The organism is Desulfosporosinus burensis (assembly GCF_054657535.1).
Genome location: NZ_BAAHYN010000016.1, coordinates 25965 through 42826, shown reverse-complemented (window position 1 = coordinate 42826; position 16862 = coordinate 25965). Strand labels below are relative to the sequence as shown.

17 protein-coding genes and 2 pseudogenes are annotated in these 16862 nt (G+C 43.0%); 4 read left to right on the top strand and 15 right to left on the bottom strand.

Annotation, left to right across the window (positions count from 1 at the left end):
• Window positions 1-3108, top strand: a complete 3108-nt coding sequence (locus ACYQ3Q_RS23620) for a molybdopterin-dependent oxidoreductase (RefSeq protein ID WP_459930899.1) — start codon at window positions 1-3, stop codon at window positions 3106-3108.
• A 169-nt stretch (window positions 3109-3277) separates the two neighbouring features.
• Here ACYQ3Q_RS23620 and ACYQ3Q_RS23615 read toward each other — a convergent pair.
• The 8 genes and pseudogenes from ACYQ3Q_RS23615 to ACYQ3Q_RS23580 all read right to left on the bottom strand — a co-directional run.
• Window positions 3278-3610, bottom strand: a pseudogene (locus ACYQ3Q_RS23615) (tyrosine-type recombinase/integrase); the annotation flags it as partial.
• Window positions 3611-3747: 137 nt separating this feature from the next.
• Window positions 3748-4063, bottom strand: a pseudogene (locus ACYQ3Q_RS23610) (methyl-accepting chemotaxis protein); the annotation flags it as partial.
• A 31-nt stretch (window positions 4064-4094) separates the two neighbouring features.
• A complete protein-coding gene (locus ACYQ3Q_RS23605) occupies window positions 4095-4493 on the bottom strand; it encodes a hypothetical protein (RefSeq protein WP_459930898.1) in 399 nt (132 codons plus the stop codon).
• An 88-nt stretch (window positions 4494-4581) separates the two neighbouring features.
• A complete protein-coding gene (locus ACYQ3Q_RS23600) occupies window positions 4582-5628 on the bottom strand; it encodes a histidine kinase dimerization/phospho-acceptor domain-containing protein (protein WP_459930897.1) in 1047 nt (348 codons plus the stop codon).
• A 72-nt stretch (window positions 5629-5700) separates the two neighbouring features.
• Window positions 5701-6267, bottom strand: a complete 567-nt coding sequence (locus tag ACYQ3Q_RS23595; RefSeq protein ID WP_459930896.1) for a M14 family metallopeptidase — start codon at window positions 6265-6267, stop codon at window positions 5701-5703.
• Window positions 6268-6427: 160 nt separating this feature from the next.
• Window positions 6428-9121, bottom strand: a complete 2694-nt coding sequence (locus ACYQ3Q_RS23590) for a cell wall-binding repeat-containing protein (protein WP_459930895.1) — start codon at window positions 9119-9121, stop codon at window positions 6428-6430.
• Window positions 9122-9468: 347 nt separating this feature from the next.
• Window positions 9469-9738 (bottom strand): SHOCT domain-containing protein, encoded by a 270-nt coding sequence (locus tag ACYQ3Q_RS23585; protein WP_459930894.1) that lies wholly within the window; start codon window positions 9736-9738, stop codon window positions 9469-9471.
• A gap of 149 nt (window positions 9739-9887) precedes the next feature.
• Window positions 9888-10094 (bottom strand): hypothetical protein, encoded by a 207-nt coding sequence (locus ACYQ3Q_RS23580; RefSeq protein ID WP_459930893.1) that lies wholly within the window; start codon window positions 10092-10094, stop codon window positions 9888-9890.
• Between the two features lie 407 nt (window positions 10095-10501).
• Between ACYQ3Q_RS23580 and ACYQ3Q_RS23575 the strand changes: the two genes are divergently transcribed.
• Together ACYQ3Q_RS23575 and ACYQ3Q_RS23570 are read left to right on the top strand one after the other, a co-directional pair.
• On the top strand, window positions 10502-10639 hold the full coding sequence (locus ACYQ3Q_RS23575) for a hypothetical protein (protein WP_459930892.1): 138 nt from the start codon (window positions 10502-10504) through the stop codon (window positions 10637-10639).
• Window positions 10629-11306 (top strand): MCP four helix bundle domain-containing protein, encoded by a 678-nt coding sequence (locus ACYQ3Q_RS23570; protein WP_459930891.1) that lies wholly within the window; start codon window positions 10629-10631, stop codon window positions 11304-11306. The genes ACYQ3Q_RS23575 and ACYQ3Q_RS23570 overlap by 11 nt, the downstream gene beginning before the upstream one ends.
• Before the next feature lie 280 nt (window positions 11307-11586).
• Here the strand turns inward: ACYQ3Q_RS23570 and dsrP are convergent, their stop codons facing one another.
• From dsrP to dsrJ, 3 genes are read right to left on the bottom strand one after another with little or no spacing between them, the layout of a single operon-like run.
• Window positions 11587-12750 carry a sulfate reduction electron transfer complex DsrMKJOP subunit DsrP gene (gene dsrP, locus ACYQ3Q_RS23565; RefSeq protein ID WP_459930890.1) on the bottom strand — a complete coding sequence of 388 codons (1164 nt, stop codon included), beginning with the start codon at window positions 12748-12750 and terminating at the stop codon, window positions 11587-11589.
• The gene (gene dsrO / locus ACYQ3Q_RS23560) at window positions 12743-13537 is read right to left on the bottom strand and encodes a sulfate reduction electron transfer complex DsrMKJOP subunit DsrO (RefSeq protein ID WP_459930889.1); all 795 of its coding nucleotides are present in this window, start codon (window positions 13535-13537) and stop codon (window positions 12743-12745) included. Before dsrO ends, dsrP begins: the two co-directional genes overlap by 8 nt.
• On the bottom strand, window positions 13534-13944 hold the full coding sequence (gene dsrJ, locus ACYQ3Q_RS23555) for a sulfate reduction electron transfer complex DsrMKJOP subunit DsrJ (RefSeq protein ID WP_459930888.1): 411 nt from the start codon (window positions 13942-13944) through the stop codon (window positions 13534-13536). The genes dsrO and dsrJ overlap by 4 nt, the downstream gene beginning before the upstream one ends.
• A 494-nt stretch (window positions 13945-14438) precedes the next feature.
• Here dsrJ and ACYQ3Q_RS23550 point away from each other — a divergent pair, with 494 nt between their 5' ends.
• Window positions 14439-14987 carry a C40 family peptidase gene (locus tag ACYQ3Q_RS23550; RefSeq protein WP_459930887.1) on the top strand — a complete coding sequence of 183 codons (549 nt, stop codon included), beginning with the start codon at window positions 14439-14441 and terminating at the stop codon, window positions 14985-14987.
• A gap of 351 nt (window positions 14988-15338) precedes the next feature.
• Here ACYQ3Q_RS23550 and ACYQ3Q_RS23545 read toward each other — a convergent pair whose 3' ends face one another.
• The 4 genes from ACYQ3Q_RS23545 to ACYQ3Q_RS23530 all read right to left on the bottom strand — a co-directional run bounded on the left by ACYQ3Q_RS23545 (window position 15339) and on the right by ACYQ3Q_RS23530 (window position 16813).
• Window positions 15339-15521, bottom strand: coding sequence for a hypothetical protein (locus ACYQ3Q_RS23545; RefSeq protein WP_459930886.1), 183 nt, complete (start codon window positions 15519-15521; stop codon window positions 15339-15341).
• Between the two features lie 249 nt (window positions 15522-15770).
• Window positions 15771-16064 carry an SHOCT domain-containing protein gene (locus ACYQ3Q_RS23540; RefSeq protein ID WP_459930885.1) on the bottom strand — a complete coding sequence of 98 codons (294 nt, stop codon included), beginning with the start codon at window positions 16062-16064 and terminating at the stop codon, window positions 15771-15773.
• 76 nt (window positions 16065-16140) lie between these two features.
• Window positions 16141-16362, bottom strand: a complete 222-nt coding sequence (locus ACYQ3Q_RS23535) for an SHOCT domain-containing protein (protein WP_459930884.1) — start codon at window positions 16360-16362, stop codon at window positions 16141-16143.
• A 19-nt stretch (window positions 16363-16381) separates the two neighbouring features.
• The gene (locus ACYQ3Q_RS23530; RefSeq protein WP_459930883.1) at window positions 16382-16813 is read right to left on the bottom strand and encodes a hypothetical protein; all 432 of its coding nucleotides are present in this window, start codon (window positions 16811-16813) and stop codon (window positions 16382-16384) included.
• Window positions 16814-16862 lie beyond the last annotated feature (49 nt).

Below are 16862 nucleotides of genomic sequence, written 5' to 3'. Positions count from 1 at the left end.
ATGGATCAACAGAAGAAGCCGATTAAAATCAGCAGAAGAAGTTTTCTTAAAACCAGCGCTGTCTTGGCGGGGATAGGTTTAATAGCTCCTGTAGCCTTAGGGTCTGAGCAGTCAGCGATTGAATCCTGGTTCTTAGATGATCCGCATGGAACGGGAAAAGAGGCACTGGATTATGGCGCTGAGGATGTCATCTATACAACCTGTGAACAGTGTAATACCTATTGTACTTTAAAAGCTGTTATATCCCCTGCTCAAGGAAACGGTCCAACTTCTTATATTGGAAAGTTAGCAGGCAACCCGTATAGTCCGCTTAATATGCAACCTTTTGGTCAGATTCCTTACGAGACTCCTGTGGACAAGGCGGCCAAAGGTCGTGGCGATGTGGCCAAGGAAGGACGAGGCTTCCGGGGCGGACGGACCTGTCTCAAAGGCCAGGCTGGTATCCAAACTGCTTATGATGCTTTGAGAGTGCAGAAGCCACTGAAAAGGGTTGGTCCCAGGGGAAGTGGGCAATGGCAAAGTATTAGCTGGGAACAAGCGCTAAAGGAAATTGTTTATGGTAGCCCGGATCTGGGAACTCCAGGATTGAAAAGCATCTGGGCCTTTGTCCCCGAAGAGGAGGTGATGACTGATTGGAAAAAGATGAAAAAAGGAGAGATGTCCCAGGAAGAATTTGATGTGAAGTATAAAGATGTGCTTATCGATACTAAACATCCGGATTTGGGACCCAAGGCTAATCAAATTGTAGGCTTTTTTGGGGACCGGCGGGATTTTTTCAAAGACCGGTTCTGGAGTCAGACCATTGGCAGCATTAACAGCCTTGACCATGGCGGTATTTGTGGTGCTAGCGGTGTAATCGGGAATGTACAGTCATTCAATTCAGAAAAACCGAAAAAACGCATGTACGCCGATGTGGATAATGCTGAGTTTGTCATTGTCTGGGGAACCGACCCGCTAGTGGCCAATAAAGGACCTACTTGGCTGGCGCCCCAATTTATGAATGCTCTCAAAAGAGGAATGAAGCTGGCGGTGGTGGACCCAAGATTGAGCCGGATTGCTGAAAAGGCACATATCTGGGTGCCGATTAAACCGGGAACCGACGCGGCTTTAGCGTTAGGAATGGCCCGCTGGATTATAGAAAACGAGCGTTATGACTTCAGGTACTTGACCAATCCCAACCAAGCGGCAGCAAAAGCTGACGGGGAACTGACCTGGTCCGATGTAACTCATTTGGTTAATCTGACCGCGAAAGGAAAGCCCAAGCTTAGAGCCAGTGATCTCGGTATTGGAACAGAAAAACAATTTGTGGTAATCCAAAACGGCAAACCTGTACCTTATGACCAGGCTACAGAAGGACAATTGGAAGTGGATACGGTTATTAACGGCATCCATGTTAAGTCGGTGTTTACCTTATTTAAAGAACGGGTTATGAAATACACCATTGACGAATATGCCAAGATTTGTGAGATCGATCCGCAGCAGATTATCGACTTGGCTAGGGAGTTCACTTCCCATGGAAAAAAAGCGGCTATTACCTCCTACCGAGGCCCGGCAATGCATACTAATGGTTTCTATAATGTGCGGGCTATTAACTGCCTTAACCACTTGATTGGTAACTATGACTGGAAAGGGGGCAGTATGAGCACCGGAGCCAAGTTTAATCCTTTCGAGGGCAGGTATGATCTGTTGAAAGTGCCGAAAGGATATACGGCCTGGGGCATACCGCAGATACGCAATAAGGTTGTCTATGAAAAGACTACTCTCTTTGAGCGGGATGGCTACCCGGCCAAGCGTCCCTGGTTTCAATATTCCGGTAATAACATTCAGGAGGCCTTACCAAGCGCTGCTGAAGGTTATCCTTATCCCATCAAGGCCCTGTTCATTCACCGGATTTCTCCCTTATTGTCAGTGCCTGTTGGGATGGCCCATAAGGAAATTTTAAAAGACCAGAAAGCTATTCCCCTTTTGGTAGTATCTGATCTGGTAATCAGTGAAACAGCTACTTATGCCGATTATATTTTGCCTGATTTAACTTACCTGGAACGCTGGGGATTTGAAGTTATCTATCCTAATTTCCCCCTCAAAGAAACCCATATTCAACAGCCGGTAACCCGGGTTTATCCTGAAGCCAGGCAGCTGGAAGACTTCGTTATTGACATGGCCAAGGAGTTAAAACTACCTGGGGTTGGGGCCGGAGCCTTTCCGGACGGGAGCGCGCTGGATCGAGCTGAGGACTTTTATCTGAAGCTGGCGGCCAACATTGCTTATGATGGGAAAGAGCCCGTACCGGAAGCGGATGACAAAGAACTGTTAATCTTTGAAAGGGCAAGGAAAAAAGCTTTAGGTAAGTTCTTCGATCTTGAGTCCTGGAAAAGAGCGGTTAAACCGGAAGAGTGGCACAGAGTTGTCTATGTCCTTAATAGAGGAGGCAGATTTGAAAAACAAGGTAATGAATATGACGGTCTGTACCTCAAGTATAAATTAGGCGCTGAAGTTAATTTTTACGCCGAAAAAGTGGCCAAAGGGAAACATTCATTTACTGGCCAACCGTTTGACGGCCTGCCTAGGATTGAAGAAATCACTTATTATAACGGGCAAAAGGTGGAGAAGGGAGATTATCCCCTTATCTTTATTAACTGGAAAGCAAGACATATCGGACAACACCGCAATATCAGCGATGCTTGGCTGCGGGAAATTGAGGCGGAAAATTACGTTTGGATTAATCCGCTTGATGCCAGTAAACGTGGTATTAGTTCCGGAGATCCCATCAAAATTATAACTCAAGACTTTAAAGCGGAGGGGAAGGCGCTGGTAACCAACGGCATTAAACCTGGCGTAGTAGGATGCAGCTATAATTACGGCCACTTCGCCTATGGCGCGTCCTCGGTACAGATTGACGGTAATAAGACCGAAGTTGTTCAGCCCTACGGCCATACCAAATGGGTGGCAGGATATAATGATACCGGTTTTGCTTCAGGAAGAGGTACCGGTTTTGCTGCAAATGCCGTTCAATTGGTAGATGTTACGTTAAAAAACGCTTGTTTGTCCGATCTTATTGGCGGCGGAGCCAGTGAATTGGATACCAGAGTGGAAATAGTCAAGGCTTAAAACAAGAGACCAGTATAATCTTCTTGGTTAAATCGGTTGAGATAAGCTTTGGGGGATTTTTATGACCGATTGGTTAGCTAATTAATTTAAAATATGGTAACTACTCACTACCTGCTGTATTTGAGCAACACAAATAGGGGTACGGAGTACCCCTGAGAATGGACACGTGTTAGTTTTTAAGGGGTGGCGCAGGAATAAAAGGGTTGCTAGCGAACGCATCCCGAATTTTCTCCAGGATCGGGAACCCTTGCTTGCAAACCGTTGAAACGTATCCCCGAATGCGGCAGAAGATTTGTTCATCAACTTGTTTCCATTTCTTTTCTTTCGGCTGTAATGGATTTTGCTTCTTTAAAGAATCTTCCATCTCCCGAAAAGCTGCATTTACCATTTCTGCATAGATTTCTGTAGTTACCAGTGATTCATGGTCAAGCAGTTTTGCAATCACTGGTAATGAAAACCCCATTCTGTACAAGTGGGCACCATAACTGTGTCTGAAAAGATGTGGATGTACAGCTTCTGGAACTTAAGTGCAGAAGAAGACAATGGGGTTTTTACCAATTTCAAGACTTCTCGCACCCTTACTGGAATAGACTCTTGGTCCATGATCGAACTCAATACAATTCAACCGGATAAAACTGCCTGCTGAATTTGCTCAATGACTGTGTTAACCTCTTGCTACAATGGTTCGGAACGAATTCCCGGCTAAATTAACGGCTTCGACTCCTGCAACCACTTCCCCCTTCCCTTTCTCCATCACTTCGACGGCACGTTCCGTCTCTCGTTGAATATTACCAATTAGGGTTGCGATCTGAGTTGAAGACGTCGATGATTGTTCCGCCAACTTCCGTACCTCTTCAGCGACAACAGCAAAGCCTCTCCCCTGTTCACCCGCCCGTGCGGCCTCAATCGCTGCATTTAAAACCAATAAGTTGGTTTGATCGGCATTTTGTTTAATTTGTTCTTAGACAAATAGGGGCCAAAGCAAATTAATGCCCGTGGATATCTTTCTGTTGTTGCTGTTGCTGCTGCGATGGTGGGATGACGGCTGAGATCGCTTGCGGCAAGGATGTAATAACCAAAATAATCGAGATAATGGAAGATATAAGATACACCCACGCTGAAGGACGATCATAACTCCACTTACGTTTAGCAACAAGAATAAACCACGCTGAAACAACAAGGGAAACAAGTAAAAAGATGATCTTTGTTGACGGAGACAGTGATAATAGACTTGAACTTAGAGTGGTTAGACCCAATGCGATCAAAAGAGTATGAACCCAGTGGTGGGAAGAAGCGATAATTGCAAACAGAACTGAACCAATTGCTTTGATTATGCCTCTATCCTTTTTTGCTTTTACGTCCAGAACTACTTCGCTTTTGCTCATATGTGACCCTCCTAAGTAACTTCTATGACGTCAGTATAACTATTTGATTCGATAAACTCATGAAAAAGTTATGAATTTCTCATGAAAATTACTGTACCACCCTTTTTTTTGGCAAGATAATCGCAAATATTGTTCCTTCACCAAGTTTACTCCAGACACTGATGTGGCCCCCATGGGTTTCGATAATTTTCTTGACAATGGCTAATCCCAGTCCTGTCCCACCCTGCGATCTACATCTGGATTTGTCTTCTTCATATCCCTCTTCCATTTTCTTTAAATCTAAGATATCTGTGATCAAACGTTTGAGACGTGCAGTTTCTTCATAAATATTATTTAAGTAAGAATTTTTTTCATTGACATCAACAGCAAGGTCATCCTGTAAAGCTTCTGTGAAGGCTTGGATAATGCTTAACGGAGTTTTCATCTCATGGGATAGATTGGAAACAAACTCCCTTCGCGTCTGATCTAATCTTTCCAGTTGAGCCAGCTTTTCTTGGAGTTGACTGGAAAGATTATTTAAAGAATCGGCCAGAAGACCGACTTCATCATTGGTGTTGATAGTTATCCGACGGGAAAAGTCTCCATTGGCCATCGCCAGAGCAACCCGGCTCATGTTGCGTAATGGCTCGGATACCTTTTTCGAAAAGAGGAAACTGAGAGTAATGGCGAGGAAGAGCCCACCCAATGTCGAATAAACTGTGATCGTCTTAAAGACAGCCAGTTGCCCGGCCAATGGTTCGATTGGAACATGAATTACGACCGCCCCTATCGAACTTTGGGGATCCGTCACCGGAACACCTACCGTAAGAACCTGGGTATTGAAGAAGGGGTTATTACCCTTGTGAAAAACCGTTTCTCCGCTTAACAGCTCTTTTATATCATCTTTAGTTAAAGGACTATAAGTAGGATCAGTAAGTACTAAAGATATGTCTTTGGTACTTTTAGCAAAACCCTCAAATGATTGGACAATACCCTTCTTGTCATAGACCATGATATTTCCTTCAATTAAATCAGAGGCCATTTTTACTTTTAGATCCATCGCCTGACTGTCTTTTTCAGTGCTAGCAAAGTTAGCCACCTTTCTAGCTAAAGACGTTAATTGTCTGAATTGTACATCATAGTAAATTTTATCCATAATGCTCATATGAAGAATCCCAGAGTTCGTCCCCCGTCCGCATTCCACCGTGAATCCTGGGCGTCGCCAGTCTTAAATAAACCAGTCCTTGTACCCCGCATCACTCTCGACGTACTGTATAGGTTGGTAGCCGCTAACCTCAACGAATCGCTGTACAATTCGAAGTGATTCAGCCGGTTCTAACCCTCTGTAGCCCCAATAGATTTCTTCTCCTTGTGTATGAAAAGCGATCACTAAGCGAAAATTATGAGAACGGGTAAAGTTGGCCATCGCTCTTGATTCTGGTTCTGAGAGGGGCGACGGCCCTGGATAGTCGCGAGGAGCCGGGTCCGTGCCTGCGCGCCTAGCTACTTCCACTTCCCATCTTGCTGGGAACTGGTCATTCAAGTCAACACCCCGGAGATTAGCTTTCCATCCCCTGAAATCGCTGGAACCTCTGTTTATCCTCATGACTGTATCATAAAATGGATCAGTTGGCTGAATACCATTTTGCACAAGTTCTACCCCGTCTGGATTTACCATTGGGACAATCCATAAAGATGTTCTCTCAAAGAGATTCTTTATATTAAAATGTCCAATGTATCGTCCTCCTTGATAGGCTTTAGCATAAACCTCTAAAAACTTCATTAACAGCATCATAAACATCCTCCTCGAGAAGCATCTTATTCATGCTTTTGAAGAAATGAGTTTATCTACCAGATGTTTCAAATTGTTAAATATCACGATAGCGCAAGCGAAAAAAAGGCCAGCGATAATTTGTAAGGCTGACCCTTTTCGTTACTTTTGCATTTTTTATTGTTTACTGTGCTTCTAGAATTTCAGGTGTTACCTCTGCTTCTACTACCGTGACACTCACTGTTTCACTCATGGCCTTGTCTGGTGCCTTGGCAATGACCGATAGCACTTCGTCTTTAGCCAGGATTACTCCTTCGTTTAAGGTCACCGTATAAGCACCTGTTTCATCCGCTGTCGCTGTGCCAATGACGTTTTCGCCTCTCATGACGCAAACCTTTGCCTCAGCATAAGTAGCTCCTGAAATCATGGTGTCTCCAGCCCTGACCATTCCCGTTACTGTCGGTGGCGTTGTCGGATCCAGCGCAGCGGCTACCGTGACACTCGTAGCGTTGCTCTCGCTCTTGTCTGGTGCTGTGGCCGTTATCGAAAGTACGTCGGCTTCGGCTAAGGTTACTCCTTCGTTTAAAGTCACCATGTAAGTGCCTTTGGTTTCATCAGCTGTCGCTGTGCCAATTTCGATTTCGCTTCTCTTGATGCTTACCGTTGCCCCAGCTTCAGCAGTTCCTAAAATCATGGTTTCTCCAGCACCGACTGTTCCCATGACTGTCGGTTGTGTTGTTTGCGCTGCGGCTACCGTGATACTCGAGCCGTTACTCTCGGTCTTGCCAGGTGCTACGGCAGTTATCGAAAGCACTTCGTCTTTGGCCAGGATTACTCCGTCGATTAAGGTCACCGTGTAGTCCCCTGTGTTTCCATCAGTCGTCGCTGCTCCAATTTCGGTTCCGCTTCTCTTGACACTTACCGTTGCCCCAGCTTCAGCAGTTCCTGAAATCATGGTGTCTCCAGCTCTGACCGTTCCCGTGATTAAGGGTTGCTCTGTTTTTTGAATGACCTCTCTATCTCTATCACGAGACGTTCCACTTCCATCAGATACAACTGGGATATCGCCTGGTTCTGTAGGAATATCCGTCGTTGTTTTACCGTTTACGGTTCCACCGCCACTTACTTTAGTACTCCCAGTCGCAGAACTCAAAACTGTAACTTCTGCACCGCTTTTTACGACGATTTCGGATGTTCCCTTTGTCTCTAATTTGTCAATTTTGCCTGATAGCACGGTAATAGACGAGTTATCATCTATAGTTACACTTGGGAAGTTACCTGCTAACTGAATTGAATCTGGAGTCGTCGCCCCAGTCACCTTAACAGTAGGAACAACCGCGCCATCTGCTGCCGTTAGTTTTACGCTCCCGCTCAGGGAAACATCGTTAGAGAATGTTCCTTGGAGTTGAACATTAATTGATGCTTCTCGTTGAGGCTGCGCGACCAATGACCCTACGTTCGCTCCACTTTGTGATTCTACAGTAGCAGTAGATTGAATTAATGTAGACCCTAATGTTGTTCCTGTTTCTGCCACTACATGGACATCAGAGGAACTTGACACGACTAGACTATCTGCTTTGGTTTCTTTTAAGTAAATACTACGGTCTGCACCCGAGAGAACAACAATTCTAGTGGCTTGCACGCCGTCTAGAGTAGCAGAGCCGTCCTTACCTGGATCGAGAAATAACGTACCCTTTATACGGATATTCTGTAACGTAACGCCTTCTGCATTGACTAGAAGGTTCCCGTTGACTGTTTTATCCCTAAATGTTGCATTGGGAGTGTTTAATTCCACAGCCCCGTCTAAAATGTCAGACTGGCTGGGTTGGGCATATCCTAAGCTTCGTATAGCTGAATCCGACATTACTGCTGTTCCACCTAGAACTACTGGATTCTTAAGGGCTATGTTTGTCTGGATATACCCTTTAGTACCGTCTTGAACTGCTTCTTTATTAGACAAGACAATTGCACCGCCCAATTTGGCTGCCATCGGAGCACCTGTCAACGAGTCAATAAGGCTTGTATCGCTCCCATTTGCGAAGAACATGCTGCTACCGATAATAAGGTTTTCGAATTTCTTTAGCACTTCTGTGTTTGTATCAAAACGATCATATCCACCGAGCCTCGTCGCGTTTGGCAGTGTATCCTTTACAGAGTCGGATACAACCGCTATTCCGCCAATAACATAAGTATTTTTTATTCCTGATGATTTGATGAAATCCGATACAACTGTCGGAACGGAATCCTTATCAACGAGCAGAACTGGAATTCCTTTGGCTGCCGCAATTGGGGCAATTGAAATTGCATCGACATTTGCAAATGCATTTGTTACTACTACTTCTTGAAAGGGTTTAATCGTTTGGATTTCCTTTGCGATATTTACAGCCGTTTCATACCGATCATAACCACCTATCCGCACAGCTTGAATACCAACTGCGCTAAGGTCACTCTCTACTTTAGCCGAAATGACCGCTGTTCCACTTACCAAATAAACTTTTTTTACTCCTAGTTTTTTTAATTCTGTCATTGTGTCAGCAGGTACTGAGTCTTGGTCTGCAAGAAGTACTGGTCCATCGACTGCTTTGGCAAGACTTGACGAGGCAAGCGCGTCTACCATGTTTAGATCACCCGATGGTGCCAGGACTGCTGTGCTGGCCGACTGCCACCCATAGTCTGCGATCTGAACTGCTGTGCCATACCTGTCATACCCACCAAGACGAGTAAGAGTATTGATTAAGCTCTGAGTGGACTGAACATTGTACGTTGATTTTACTTGCGCCTCGCTTGCCATAACGACTACAGGAGTTAATCCCGCAGTTACTGTGAGTGCTGTGATAGCTAGTGATGCGACAAACTTATTAGAATAAAATCTTGACACCTAGTTTCCTCCTCTTTTCTTTTCTTTTCTTTTCTTTTCTTTTCTATATCTAGATTTATTCCCTAGATATGGCAATTTCGTCTTGCCACTGTTAATAATACCTAATCAATTCGAATAGGCTACGAATTTCTTGTGAATTTAGAAATAAAATATTGTCATTTTCTTGATCAACAAATTGGAGTAAGATTTACCTGCATTACGAATATACTTTACTATCTCCAAAACGCAAATAAGCGCACGCGCGAAAAGTGGCTGAGATTTTATCCTCAGCCACTTTTATATAACAATGTCAAAGGACAGTTTTTCCCTGTGAAGCCACTGCCCTTTTTTATGAGATTCCCTTCTACTTAAGTGTTCTCCAAATCTCTTTTCCGGCTTTGATACTCCACTGAATCTATCTCGCCACGCGCATACCGTTCAAGCAGGATATCCATTCCACTATGCTTACCTAGCATTCCTGTATGAACCTGTGAGGCACTGCGACGAAATATATAGATACCCAGTAGAATTATCCCAATCCCTAAGATTAGGAACATTCCCATACCCATCCACCCATATCCACTGCTTCCATAACCACCGTATTCCCATCCACCCATCATGTTACCCCAGCTACCCATCAATGAATTCCTCCTTCAAACTGATTTTCTAAATACAACCTTAGATGTCGACTTTCATCCATACATCTTCTAAGATCTCCCCTCTCACTCCCGTTCCTAAGCAATAAACTGATTCGATTACTCTTAATAAAAGAAACGATGCGGTTAAGTTAGGTCGGAGAAAATGTGGCTTGGTTATTAAATATCCTCAGCATACAAGTCATCACAACATGATCACCCTCTATCAAGACTAGCTCCTGATCTACATGATTCTGAGCAAGATATCTTTGAGCGTCGGAAAAGATCTTTCGAGCATCGATTATACTTTTGTATTTTCCTACGATGCCGTTTGACTTCTTTCCCTTCAAGATAAGCATAGATAATCGTCCTTTCGTAGGCTACCTTTCGAATTGCTTCCTGAGCACCACTACACCGTAAGATCTTAGTGAAAATTCCCCGATGCTAGTGAATAAAATTTGTGCTTAATTCACGTTCCCCTCTGAGAATGATATCAAACTATCAAATTACCATATATAAATCCTACTATATCAATTGGATTATTTGATGAATAAACTGTGAATATCTTATGAAGAAGGAACCCTAATTGATGTGCTTGCAGATCATTCCCTCACCCTGAGGACCATTTGCTGCCCAGAATGAAACATCTTTTTCTAATAGCTGCTTCCCGAACAACAAATTTACTTGAACAAATGCAGGCTATTTATTTTGGGTGCAGAATAATACAAAATTAAAGAGATTTGTAGAACATAAAGGAGTGAATTGTTTGAAATTGGAGAATAGAGGGCTGGGTTTTCATGTCACAGTCTTAATGTTATTTATTGCTTTGGCTGCAGGGGTTGTCGGAACCATCGGAATTTACGGTATGTATCAAATGATACGATACTTCGAATATGGTTTATGAACAAGATGTGGTTCCATTAAACCAACTCTCGGAAATGCGTTTCGATGCCCCGGTCTATCGGTCGGATGTCGCATTAGCAGTCAGCGCGCGCACCCCCGAAGAACGAAAAATTTTCTTAGCTGATATTAACGAGAAAAGTAAGGATATAGAAGAACATATGGGCCAGTATGAATCTATTTCAAAATCTGCCCAAGAGTCAGATTCTTGGAAACAGTTTAAAGCCGCCTGGAATGATTATGTGGAGGCATCTAAAGTTACCATTCAAGCCGCAGAAGAAGGTCGGATGGACGATGCTAAAACCAATATGTATGAGGTCGCGGGAACCAAACATCAGTTAGCTGGGGATATCCTTCAAAAGATAGTGGACTCCAAAATGGATGAGGTAAACATGCACAGTACGGTAACCTCAAACGAGATCTTCACGAAGGCGACACGCATTTCAATCATTCTTGTCGTGATTGATGTCTTAGTAAGCTTCGTCATTGGCTGGTTTTTGAGCCGAGCCCTCGGCAAAATGATGTGTAATTTTGTACTCAAAGCCAACGAAATCGCCTCAGGGGATATTGGTCGGAAGAAGAAGGCCCCTTGGAAAGCCTGGAACCGTGAAGGGCTGCAGAGGAACAAAACGCCTCTGTCGAGGAATTGTTCGCCTCGGCAGAAAGCTTAGACAATTTAGCTAAGGATTTAAAGCAGTTAATGGATTATTTTAAACTATAAACCTATCAGATTTTAAAGACTTGATGAGCATTTTGCATTGTCTGAGAAGCCAGATATCTATTACAGAAATGTAACGCGACGCTTTATAGGACACAAAGATTTTCAAAAACGAATATAAAGTAGACTGAAGTGTGTAAACTTGGTCTACTTTTATTCGTTTTTACGCTTATTTTATTTTCACCGCGTTCTTTATCCCATAATCTTTTTCTTTACTGCCAGATCTCCGAGTCCTATGTTTCTTTCTGTTCCCTAACCGAAATGGCAACCTTATAGAGGATTGTAAGGAGCAGCATCCCAATCGCATAGACCCCCAGTGTCACAGATATCTCGGTGTAGGTTATCACATACTCAGTTACTCTATCAAAAGGATTTGGAATAAATCCGCTAATCACCAGACCCATTCCTTTGTCAATCCAATTAGCTGCAATGATCGCTACAAGGGCTAAGGACAAGATTTTATCATTCTTTCGTGAACTCGGAAAAAGCAGTAATCCAATTCCTACAAAGGCGAAAATAGTAGCTGTCCACATAAAAGGAACAAGTCTTGTATGGCCCTCAAGCCCGACGAAGAGATATTTAAGAGGAGCCTTGGCTTCGGGTATATTACTATAAAAGGCTGTAAAAAACTCAAGCCCATAAAAGAAAACATTTGCAATCATAGCATATGTAACAATTTTTACTAGAGATTGAATTGCTCCAACGCCCGGGTCTGGATCAAATTTACTGACTCTTCTTACCAATAAACATAAAAGAATCAAAATTGCTGGACCAGCTGCAAAGGCGGATGCCAGAAATCGTGCTGCCATAATCGCGGATAACCAGAGATGCCTGCCCGGTAGACCAGCGTATAAGAACGCTGTCACCGTATGAATACTGACTGCCCAAGGGATGGAAAGGTAAATGATCGGTTTTACCCACGCAGGCGTTGGGCTTCCTTTGCTCTCAGCGCCGAGTGTCGTCCACCCAATCACAATGTTGAGTACGAGATATCCGAATAAGACTAACATATCCCAAAACATCATGGAATGTGGGCTCGGATATAAAATGACATTCAAGACTCGCATGGGTTGACCCAAATCGACAATAATAAATAGCATACTCATAATCACAGAGGAGATCGCTAAAAATTCACCGAGGATGACCATCTTACCAAATTTCTTAAAGTCATGAAGATAATACGGCAAGACAAGCATAACGGCAGAAGCAGCGACACCCACGAGAAACGTAAACTGGGCGATGTACAAACCCCACGAAACATCCCTACTCATGCCCGTTACTCCCAAGCCATAGCTATATTGCTTAAGGTATGAGTAGAAGCCTACCGCGATGACAGCAAGTAAGCCCAAAACCCATGTCCAGTACCGTCGACTACCTGTCAAAGCTCTTTCAAACAAGATCTCCGCCCCCTACTAGGTAGTAGACGCTCGGTTGGGTACCCAGCTCAGGTTTACGCAGAATCGTGTATTGCGAACTAACAATTTTTCGCACCCCGGATTTGGGGTCATCTAAGTCTCCAAAAATTAACCCTCCGTTGGACTTCACTACACACGCTGGCATTAGACCTTTTTCCAAGCGCTCCACGCAGAAATTACATTTTTCCACGACCCCAAGTGTTCGGGTTGGAAAATCTGGATTTATTTCCTTGATAAAAGGCCTTGGATCCCTATAATTAAAACTTCTCGCTCCGTAAGGACAGGCTGCCATGCAAAATCGACAGCCAATACAACGGTGAAAATCCATGTCGACAATCCCATCGGGTCTTTGAAAAGTAGCCTCAGTGGGGCATGCCTTAACGCAAGGAGGATTCTCACAATGATTACACAAAATTATAAAGGGATAGTTTTTTACACTTTCTATCATATATCTGTTATTCTGGCTAGGAAATGCATGTTCATAATCCTCATTCCATATCCATTTGATCTCCTCCTTAGGATTACCTAGGGATGGAACGTTATGGACACTATGACACGCCTCAATAACTCGATTATAGTCTTCTTTGGTTTTAAATTTCTTCATATCTACAACCATAGCCCATCGTTTCGCTACTAGACCTTGTTGAGGTGTTTCATATTCGGAGGCCTCTACCTTCCCGAGGAGCCCGGTAATACCAAAGGTTCCTCCTAGTCCTAATGCGGTGACCATACCAGCTTTTTTTAAAAACAGTCTTCTGTTAAGACTCATTTCGTGGCCTCCTTTGGCCAAGTATGGCAACTCCAACATTTCGGCTTTACGGCTGTATAATTATGGCATGAAACACAGAATTGATCAGATGTATTTAATGCCGGGTCGGAATGACAATTTAAGCACGTTTGAAGACTAATTTTGAATGACTTCCCTTGACTATTAATATATTCTGTTTTGCCCATGCGTACGGCTTCATCTCTCCATCGTAGCAGCAATTGCATGTGATTAGCCCTCATCCATTCCGTTGGCTCGACACACTGCTTATCCGCTAGTTGTAGGATTGTCGGAGTATTCAGATTTATTTCCGGTCCCTTGTTGGCTTTCCCCCTATTATAGAAGAAAGGTAAGCTCAGTAAAGCAACAAAGATAACAAGCGACGCTATTATTTTTCCTCCTTTGTACATTATCCATTACCCTCCTTTTGCGGTGTGTAGGATTACCCCTTTAGTCAATGCCTCTCTCTTTCTACCACTTATCAGTAACCTGCAACCGCAACTCTTATATGCCATTAATCCTTACATATTATCTCTAATTATGTAGTCGATTATGTGGAATGAGTTCAGGTACGTTCACTATACAAAGCAAAGTCGGAAAAGAAAGACTGAATTCACCATCTAGATTTCTATAGAGATAATGTGGCTAAGGAATAGATCCTCAGCCACTTTTATTTTATCAATAGTTAACTCGCTTCGCTCGATGATCAAAGCCAAGTAACTGGTTTGATTAATCCAACTTAACAATTTGATTAATCCATTATTATTCACAAGAAATTCATAAGTTTTTCATAGTAAGTTCATAAAGATATGCTATCTTGATCAAACAGGTGACAACTTGTAAAAAATAAAGGAGATGTCACACGAAAAAACTAATCAGCTTAGTAATCCTTGGTGCTTTTCTAATGCTAGCACCAGCCCAAGCAGTTCAGGCTGCAGTGGGGGATACCTTGTTAAAGGTAGGAACAACCAGTTCAGATGTTGTTCAGCTACAAACTGAACTTAACTATCTAGGTTATAACGTCGGCATAGTCGATGGAATCTTTGGATCAAATACTCAGGCAGCAGTAAAAGCTTTCCAATCTGCTCAATCCTTGAGATCAGATGGAATCGTGGGTCCCATTACTGGTAACCAACTTAACTCTCTTTATGCAACCAAAGTAAGTCAAAAGAATAATACCCAATCCCGACAAGAGAAAGCAAATGCTATTATCGCAACTGCTAAAAAGTATATCGGTGTTTCATATTTATGGGGTGGGACATCTCCTGAGACGGGTTTTGACTGTTCCGGCTATGTGAAGTATGTCTTTGCCCAAAACGGGATTTCTTTACCAAGAGTTTCCCGCGATCAATACTCGATCGGAGCTTCCGTGGACTTTAATAATCTCCAGCCAGGAGACTTAGTCTTCTTTTCCATAGCCGGAAATGGGAAGGTCGACCATGATGGTATGTGATGGATCAAATTCTTATATCAATTTTATTTCCTTCAATTACTTTAAGTTATTCGCTGGGTTAATTGTTTTGTTGAGCAACATCAAACGCTAAGTCGTCCGGAGTCAGAGTAATTCAATGTCACTGCCATTGTTCTTGCCCATGTATCTGCCCTTTCCGACTACTCACTGCTGGGTGAGTAAAACGAACCTCACTCGCGTGTTTCTCTAGTTCATTATAATTCTTTCTTAAAATATCCGATAACAACTCGTGATCATGAAGTAGGTTGATTAAGACGTTCTCATCTTTGGTCTGGGTGGTTTGGGTATTGGTGAGAATACTGAAAGGCCGATAAACGAGTGCATCTTGAATTATTAATGTCTTGAATTTTTGGCCCCAGCCACGTCACTCTGCTTATAAGTGGAATAAGCATCTTGCAGGTGTTTATCGATTTCCACGACCACACTGCTAAAGGACTGACCTGCTGCCATAGCCGCTGGCGCTAAACTAAAGATAAGTATCAAACCTAATAACACTACGGCTAACTTTTTTCTCAAAGTCAATCTCCTCCCCAGAATTTGATTTTGATATTCATTATCAATAGAGTGTGAAAGTAATGGGTCCTTTCGGACCCGATCTTCATGATTAATGTATGGATATTGATTCTCATTTGTCAATGCACAATTTTTGGAAATGAGTTCTACTCTTTTATTTTAGCGATAAGCAGGATTTCCTTTGGTCCAAAAGATTTTAACCATAAATACGGCTAAGGAGTTATTCCTCAGCCGCTTTTATCGTTTTCTAACTCATTTACCCTCTAAATCCTGTTTCCGGCTCTGATACTCAGCGGAATCTATTTCGCCACGCGCATATCTTTCACGCAGGATATCTATTCCACTATGCTTACCTAGCCCTCCTGCTTGAACGTTCGAGGTGTTGCGACGAAATAAATAGATACCCAGTAGAATAATCCCAATCCAAAAGATAAGCATTCCTATCCCCATTATCCCATATCCGCCGCTTCCATAACCACCATATCCGCCGCTTCCATAACCACCATATCCCCAGCCACCCATCATATTACCCCAGCCACCCATCATGAAAATTCCTCCTTTAAATTGATTTTCCATAAAACAGCCTTAGATATTGACTTCCATTCATTAAGTAACCGCTATGTTATCCCTTTTTAATGGATATTTGCTGTTTTTGCCCTGACAGTTCTTGTTTCCGTTCAAGGTAATCCTCTCTGGTAATCTCCCCCCGTGCGTAACGTTCAGCCAAAATCTCTTGTGCAGTATGCGTATTAGATTGATGGTTAATACAGCATGATGCATTAGAATTTGATGAATTACTCAAGTAAAACGCTACGACGACTACTAGTATTAAACCAAGCATCATTTGAAATCTCCCCTTTTAATTAGTATTGAGATGACATTGCGCTTCCGCTACTATTCATCATGGTTCCTATCGAACCAGCCATACCCTGTCCGCTGGTCATCATACTCCCTCCCGAATCACTCATGAATTCGTTCATTTTATCAAGGTTATCTTGCCCCATTTGAGCCTTAATCGCTGGATCTGAATTCATGAGTTCTTGCATTTTTTTAATGTCTCCGGTTTGCATTGCATCTTGCATTCCCTGCGAGTTATGAAGGTTTTGCATTTCGCTTGAATTCATCAAGGTTTGATGCTGTTCCAGGGAAAAGTTCTTTTGCATAAATCCAGGCATTTGATCGTACCATCCCGTACCTTGTAAATCTGTCCCGGCCAATGTCGGTATAGCCATGATTCCTACTGCTAACGTTGCGGTTCCTAAGATGACTGTTATTTTCTTACTAAGTTTTTTCATTTTATATTCCTCCTCATAATTTTACTTTTTACTCGTTTTTGTTTGCCGT

What these genes read in the sequence shown, in the direction of transcription:
- ACYQ3Q_RS23585 (WP_459930894.1), bottom strand. Translation starts at nt 9,738, where the DNA reads ATGGGTAGCTGGGGTAACATGATGGGTGGATGGGAATACGGTGGTTAT.
- dsrJ (WP_459930888.1), bottom strand. Translation starts at nt 13,944, where the DNA reads ATGTACAAAGGAGGAAAAATAATAGCGTCGCTTGTTATCTTTGTTGCT.
- ACYQ3Q_RS23620 (WP_459930899.1), top strand. Translation starts at nt 1, where the DNA reads ATGGATCAACAGAAGAAGCCGATTAAAATCAGCAGAAGAAGTTTTCTT.
- ACYQ3Q_RS23530 (WP_459930883.1), bottom strand. Translation starts at nt 16,813, where the DNA reads ATGAAAAAACTTAGTAAGAAAATAACAGTCATCTTAGGAACCGCAACG.
- ACYQ3Q_RS23535 (WP_459930884.1), bottom strand. Translation starts at nt 16,362, where the DNA reads ATGATGCTTGGTTTAATACTAGTAGTCGTCGTAGCGTTTTACTTGAGT.
- ACYQ3Q_RS23540 (WP_459930885.1), bottom strand. Translation starts at nt 16,064, where the DNA reads ATGATGGGTGGCTGGGGTAATATGATGGGTGGCTGGGGATATGGTGGT.
- ACYQ3Q_RS23550 (WP_459930887.1), top strand. Translation starts at nt 14,439, where the DNA reads ATGCTAGCACCAGCCCAAGCAGTTCAGGCTGCAGTGGGGGATACCTTG.
- ACYQ3Q_RS23580 (WP_459930893.1), bottom strand. Translation starts at nt 10,094, where the DNA reads ATGCTTATCTTGAAGGGAAAGAAGTCAAACGGCATCGTAGGAAAATAC.
- ACYQ3Q_RS23570 (WP_459930891.1), top strand. Translation starts at nt 10,629, where the DNA reads ATGGTTTATGAACAAGATGTGGTTCCATTAAACCAACTCTCGGAAATG.
- dsrO (WP_459930889.1), bottom strand. Translation starts at nt 13,537, where the DNA reads ATGAGTCTTAACAGAAGACTGTTTTTAAAAAAAGCTGGTATGGTCACC.
- ACYQ3Q_RS23595 (WP_459930896.1), bottom strand. Translation starts at nt 6,267, where the DNA reads ATGATGCTGTTAATGAAGTTTTTAGAGGTTTATGCTAAAGCCTATCAA.
- ACYQ3Q_RS23600 (WP_459930897.1), bottom strand. Translation starts at nt 5,628, where the DNA reads ATGGATAAAATTTACTATGATGTACAATTCAGACAATTAACGTCTTTA.
- ACYQ3Q_RS23605 (WP_459930898.1), bottom strand. Translation starts at nt 4,493, where the DNA reads ATGAGCAAAAGCGAAGTAGTTCTGGACGTAAAAGCAAAAAAGGATAGA.